This is a genomic window from Nocardiopsis listeri, assembly GCF_020741345.1.
In the GTDB taxonomy this organism is placed as follows: domain Bacteria; phylum Actinomycetota; class Actinomycetes; order Streptosporangiales; family Streptosporangiaceae; genus Nocardiopsis; species Nocardiopsis listeri_A.
In genome coordinates this window covers 1-4,405 of record NZ_DYZD01000473.1, presented here as the reverse complement: position 1 = coordinate 4,405, position 4,405 = coordinate 1, and the positions used below count along the sequence as shown (strand labels likewise).

Annotated in this window: 7 protein-coding genes and 1 tRNA gene; 2 read left to right on the top strand and 6 right to left on the bottom strand. The window is 69.1% G+C overall.

The features are described 5' to 3' along the window. From K8V84_RS25580 to glsA, 3 genes are all read right to left on the bottom strand, one after another. A partial coding sequence (locus K8V84_RS25580) for an SRPBCC family protein (RefSeq protein WP_304079467.1) occupies positions 1-460 on the bottom strand: 460 nt, incomplete at its 3' end. Continuing rightward, on the bottom strand, positions 453-791 hold the full coding sequence (locus K8V84_RS25575) for a helix-turn-helix transcriptional regulator (RefSeq protein WP_304079464.1): 339 nt from the start codon (positions 789-791) through the stop codon (positions 453-455). The genes K8V84_RS25580 and K8V84_RS25575, both read right to left, overlap by 8 nt. A gap of 94 nt (positions 792-885) precedes the next feature. Continuing rightward, the gene (gene glsA / locus K8V84_RS25570) at positions 886-2,142 is read right to left on the bottom strand and encodes a glutaminase A (RefSeq protein ID WP_304079462.1); all 1,257 of its coding nucleotides are present in this window, start codon (positions 2,140-2,142) and stop codon (positions 886-888) included. Between the two features lie 203 nt (positions 2,143-2,345). Here glsA and K8V84_RS25565 point away from each other — a divergent pair, with 203 nt between their 5' ends. Then, positions 2,346-2,795: an SRPBCC domain-containing protein gene (locus K8V84_RS25565; protein WP_304079461.1), complete on the top strand. Its 450-nt coding sequence runs from the start codon at positions 2,346-2,348 to the stop codon at positions 2,793-2,795. Between the two features lie 270 nt (positions 2,796-3,065). Here the strand turns inward: K8V84_RS25565 and K8V84_RS25560 are convergent. Beyond that, positions 3,066-3,138, bottom strand: a tRNA-Ala gene (locus tag K8V84_RS25560). A gap of 159 nt (positions 3,139-3,297) precedes the next feature. Between K8V84_RS25560 and K8V84_RS25555 the strand changes: the two genes are divergently transcribed. Then, positions 3,298-3,507: a hypothetical protein gene (locus tag K8V84_RS25555; protein WP_304079458.1), complete on the top strand. Its 210-nt coding sequence runs from the start codon at positions 3,298-3,300 to the stop codon at positions 3,505-3,507. A gap of 191 nt (positions 3,508-3,698) precedes the next feature. Here the strand turns inward: K8V84_RS25555 and K8V84_RS25550 are convergent, their stop codons facing one another. After that, entirely contained in the window at positions 3,699-4,052 is a 354-nt protein-coding gene (locus K8V84_RS25550; RefSeq protein ID WP_304079455.1) for a helix-turn-helix transcriptional regulator, read from the bottom strand. After that, the gene (locus K8V84_RS25545; RefSeq protein ID WP_304079452.1) at positions 4,049-4,246 is read right to left on the bottom strand and encodes a hypothetical protein; all 198 of its coding nucleotides are present in this window, start codon (positions 4,244-4,246) and stop codon (positions 4,049-4,051) included. Before K8V84_RS25545 ends, K8V84_RS25550 begins: the two co-directional genes overlap by 4 nt. Positions 4,247-4,405 lie beyond the last annotated feature (159 nt).

The following is a 4,405-nucleotide window of genomic DNA, read 5'->3' as shown; positions in this document are numbered from 1 at the left end:
GCAGAACCTCGTCCAACTTGTTCATGGACTCCTCCATCCCGGACTCCATGCCGGAGGCGAGCATCCCGTCGCGGTCCTCGACCGACTGGTACAGGGCCACGGCCTCGTACTTCGTGCGTCCGTCCACCTCGGTCAGGGTGAGCGTCTCCAGGGAGACGTGGCCGGGCATGCCCTCGAACTCGAAGGTGCGCACGACCCGCTCGGGCTCCCGGACGTCGTGGTGCACGCCGCGGAAGGCGTAGACCGCGCCGTCGGGCGCCTTCTCGCTGATCCGCCATGGGGTGCCGGTACGCACCTCGGTGGGGTCGACCTCCGTGGTGGTGGCGTCCAGGCCGAACCAGCGGCCGACGAGTTCGGGCTCGGTGACCGCGCGCCAGACCAGCTCGCGGGGGGCGTCGAAGGTGCGGGTGATGAGGATGTCCTGACGTCCCGGTTCGGCGACGACCTTGAGGTCACTCATGGTTGCTCTCTCCCTCGATTCTGCGTAGTTCCTCGTCAAGGCGGGTGAAGCGTTCCTCCCACCGGTCCCGGTATCGGTCGACCCAGCGGTCGACCTCCACCAGGGGCGCGGGCTCCAGCCGACAGGGACGCCACTGGGCGTCACGCCCCCGGGTGATGAGTCCGGCCTTCTCCAGGACCTTCAGGTGCTTGGAGACCGCCTGGAGACTCATGTCGAACGGTTCCGCCAGTTCGTTGACGGTGGCCTCGCCTCCGGCCAGGCGGGCGAGAATCTCCCGACGGGTCGGGTCCGCCAGAGCGGCGAACGTGAGACTGAGCGGATCGTCCGCCATATCCGAATTCAACCTTTCAGTTGATCAACCACTAGGTTGATTATGCGCCGGTAGTGTGCCCGCGGTCAAGGGGAACCGCGAGCCTGTCTCCAGGTCAGCCGTGGCGGACGCCGCGAGGGTCGCTCACCGCGGTGTCCACACCGGCCTCCGCCAGTTCGTCCAGTTCGGCTGCGAAGAGCGTGCGGGCGGCGTCGCTGAACCCGGAGACCTTCTCCAACTCGACCGTCACCGTACGCACTCGCGAGTCGTCGATCACCTCGGCCAACCGCGACACCACCTGTTCGGCGGCGAGGAAGTCGATCTCCCCGCACAGGCGCACGTCGAGCGTGCCGCCCGAGCGACTCACGCTGTGCACCGGGGACGGCGGCTCCGAGGGCGTCTGGAGCATGTGCAGGTCGTAGTCGTCGGAGAGCCGTTCGAGGGCCGCCACCCCGCGCACGCTGTTGCCCGCGTCGTCCAAGGGCGGGCTGAACACACCGACCCCGAACGCACCCGGGGCGGACGCCAGGATGCCGCCGCTCACCCCGCTCTTGGCCGGGATGCCCACGCGCAACCCCCACTCCCCCGCCCGGTCGTACATGCCACAGCTCGACATGATCGACAGGGCGTGCCGTGCCGTGCGCTGGGACACCACCCGTTCCCCCGTGAGGGGGTTGACCCCGCCCACGGCCAGGGTCACGGCCATGACGGCCAGGTCCATCACCGTCACGCTCAACGAGCACTGGCGGAAGTAGTCCTGCACGGCCTCCTCCACCGGGCCGACCAGCACGCCCCCGGACAGGCTGAGGTAGCCCAGGGCCCGGTTGCGGTGTCCCGTCTCCGATTCGGACCGGTGCACCTGCTCGTCCACCATCAACTCCCGCCCGGCGAAGGCCGACAGCACCGACCGGATGTGCTCGAAGCGCGCGCCCTGTTCCCCGGCGCCCACCAGGGAGGTCGTCACGATCGCACCCGCGTTGATCATCGGGTTCTCCGGGCGCCCCCTCTCGTCGAGGCTGATCGCGTTGAACGGCTCGCCGCTGGGTTCGGCCCCCACGTGTTCGTGCACGTCGTCCAGGCCGCGTTCCTCCACCGCCAGCGCGTAGACGAACGGTTTGGAGATCGACTGCATGGTGAAGAGCCGTTCCGACTCACCCACCGCGTAGACGCGACCGTGCGGGCTGACCGCGGCGATTCCGAAGGTGTCGGGATCGACGTGGGCGAGTTCGGGGATGTAGTCGGCCACCTCCCCGTCGGACATCCCCGTGACCTCGGCCTGGATCTTCTCCAGGACACCCATGACGGGACTGTCGTCCTCCATGGCCCGATGGGCTTCGGCGTTGCGGGAGTGTCCGTTCAAGGGGTGGTCCATGCGACCAGTCTAGGAAGGTCCGAGACTCGTTCTCGTGCCGTCGTTCCCGAGTCGACCAGGACGCGCGTTGCCGATCGACGACTCGGCTCGCGATCACCACGGGGTCGTTGTCGACCCGGCCGGTGACGACGACCGTGTTCGGTTCTTGCGGACACGGTGTGAGGGGTTGTGTTCACCGATCCTCGACGGCCTACCCTGACCGCATGAGCGAGCGAGTGGACCGAGCCGAACGTCGGATCGAGGCTTCCCGACCGGAGGTGTACCGGGCCCTGGTGGATCCGGAGAGCCTCGTGGAGTGGTTGCCGCCCGAGGGCATGGCGGGCCGGTTCGAGCGCTTCGCCCCCTCCGGGTACCGGATGGTGCTGACCTACCACGAACCCGGGCACGGCAAGTCCTCACAGGCCACCGACGTGGTCGAGACGGAGTTCGTGGAGCGGGTGCCGGGCGAGCGCGTCGTCCAGCGGATCGTGTTCGACGCCCCGGACCCGGCCTTCGCGGGCACCATGACGATGACTTGGCTGCTGTCCGACACCGACGGGGGCACGCTGGTGGTCGTCGAGGCACGGAACGTCCCGCCGGGCATCTCCCCGGGCGACCACGAGACCGGGTTGGCGTCGTCCCTGGCCGGTCTGGCCGCCCACGTCACCCGCTGACACCGACGAGGACCACGTCCCTTGTCCTGTTCGGCGTGCTCGACGGATTCCGTCCCGTCACCGACCGGCTCGGGGTCGGCGACCCCGTCGTGCGCCGGATCGGCGCACTCAAGCGTTCGCCGGTCCCGGTGGTTCCACTTCACCATCGGTCATCCCCGGGGCGGCCCGTGACCAGAACGCAGACGAGCCGAACCCCCTGAAGGGCAGAGGAAACGACGAAGGCGACCCTGTTCGCGCGTAAACGCGCTCACCTGGTCGCCTTGAGTCTCGTGGAGCTATGGGGATTCGAACCCCAGACCTCCTCCATGCCATGGAGGCGCGCTACCAACTGCGCCATAGCCCCGTGAAGCCGTGCTTCCGATCCTAGCGGATGCGCGGGAGTGGGTCGGACGTGTTCCAGCGCACGTCGACGTGCGGGATGGGCCTGCGCCGGCACCCTTCGCCCGCTCCGGCCGGGACCCGGCCGACACGGGGTTCTATCCTGGCCGAGAGAGGTGATGGCATGCCCGAGAACCCCCAGGCGGGAGCGCTGCTGCGATGGGAGGAGCACGGAGCACCGTGGCGCGTGGTCGAGCGGACCCCCACCAGCGCCACCGTGTCCCTGCTGACCTGTGACGACGGCACCGAGGTGGATCGTCTGGTCTCTTCTGATCCCGAGTTCTTGGCCCTGGTCGCCCGCAAGGTGGATGACCCCGAGTCGGGCTCCGTCTGAGCCCACCCGAGCGCGAACGAGTGCCGCACGTGCTCTATCACCCCGGTTTCGCCCGGAGCGGCGATCCGACCCCCTGGCGTCTCCCCCTGCGCGTGGCGCTCAGGGCGGTGGCGCTGCTCGCGGCCCGTCCGGTGGAAGGGGCCATCGCGCCGATCCACGATTTTATCGACAGCCCACCGACGCGACCCGGCTCACCGAGCTGACGGGGGTTCTCCTGGCCGGTCCTGCTCCGGGGCTTCGGCGATCGTCTTGATCCGGGCCGGCCTGCGATCCCAGGCCTCGGCCATGACGCTCAGGTCCCTGCCGACCTCGTCCAACCGGCCGCCGTCCACCTCATAGACCACCGCGCGACCTCGCCGTTCGGCGCGCACCAGACCGGCTCCGCGTAGGGAGTCCAGGTGCTTGACGATGGCCTGCCGCGAGACCGGCGACTCCCGCGCCAGGTCCGAGGCCGACGCGGGCGCTCTACCGAGCCGGACCAGCACCTCCCACCGGGTGTGGTCCCCCAGGACGGCGAACACTCTGGGCAGTTGCGTGGTGGTCACCGTGGCTCCTCCCCCAGGTGGGCGGCCAGCGTGGTGAGGCCACCGTTCCAACCCTCGAGCTCGATGGCCGCGTTGTCGGTCGCCTCACCGAACCGGCCGTCCAGGGTGGTGAAGCCGTCCCGTGTCACGGTGAGGAGGGAACCGTTCCCCGAGACCCGGATACGGAACGTCACCAACGTGCTGTTGCCGTCCACGGGGTCGGTGTCCGGCTCCCACTCCCGGTCGCGCCGCACATCGAAGCGACAGAAGAAACGACGAGAAGACCCGGCGAGGCGGCCGAAGGCCACCGAGCAGAGTCGTCTCGGAGTCGAGTGGAGCTATGGGGATTCGAACCCCAGACCTCCTCCATGCCA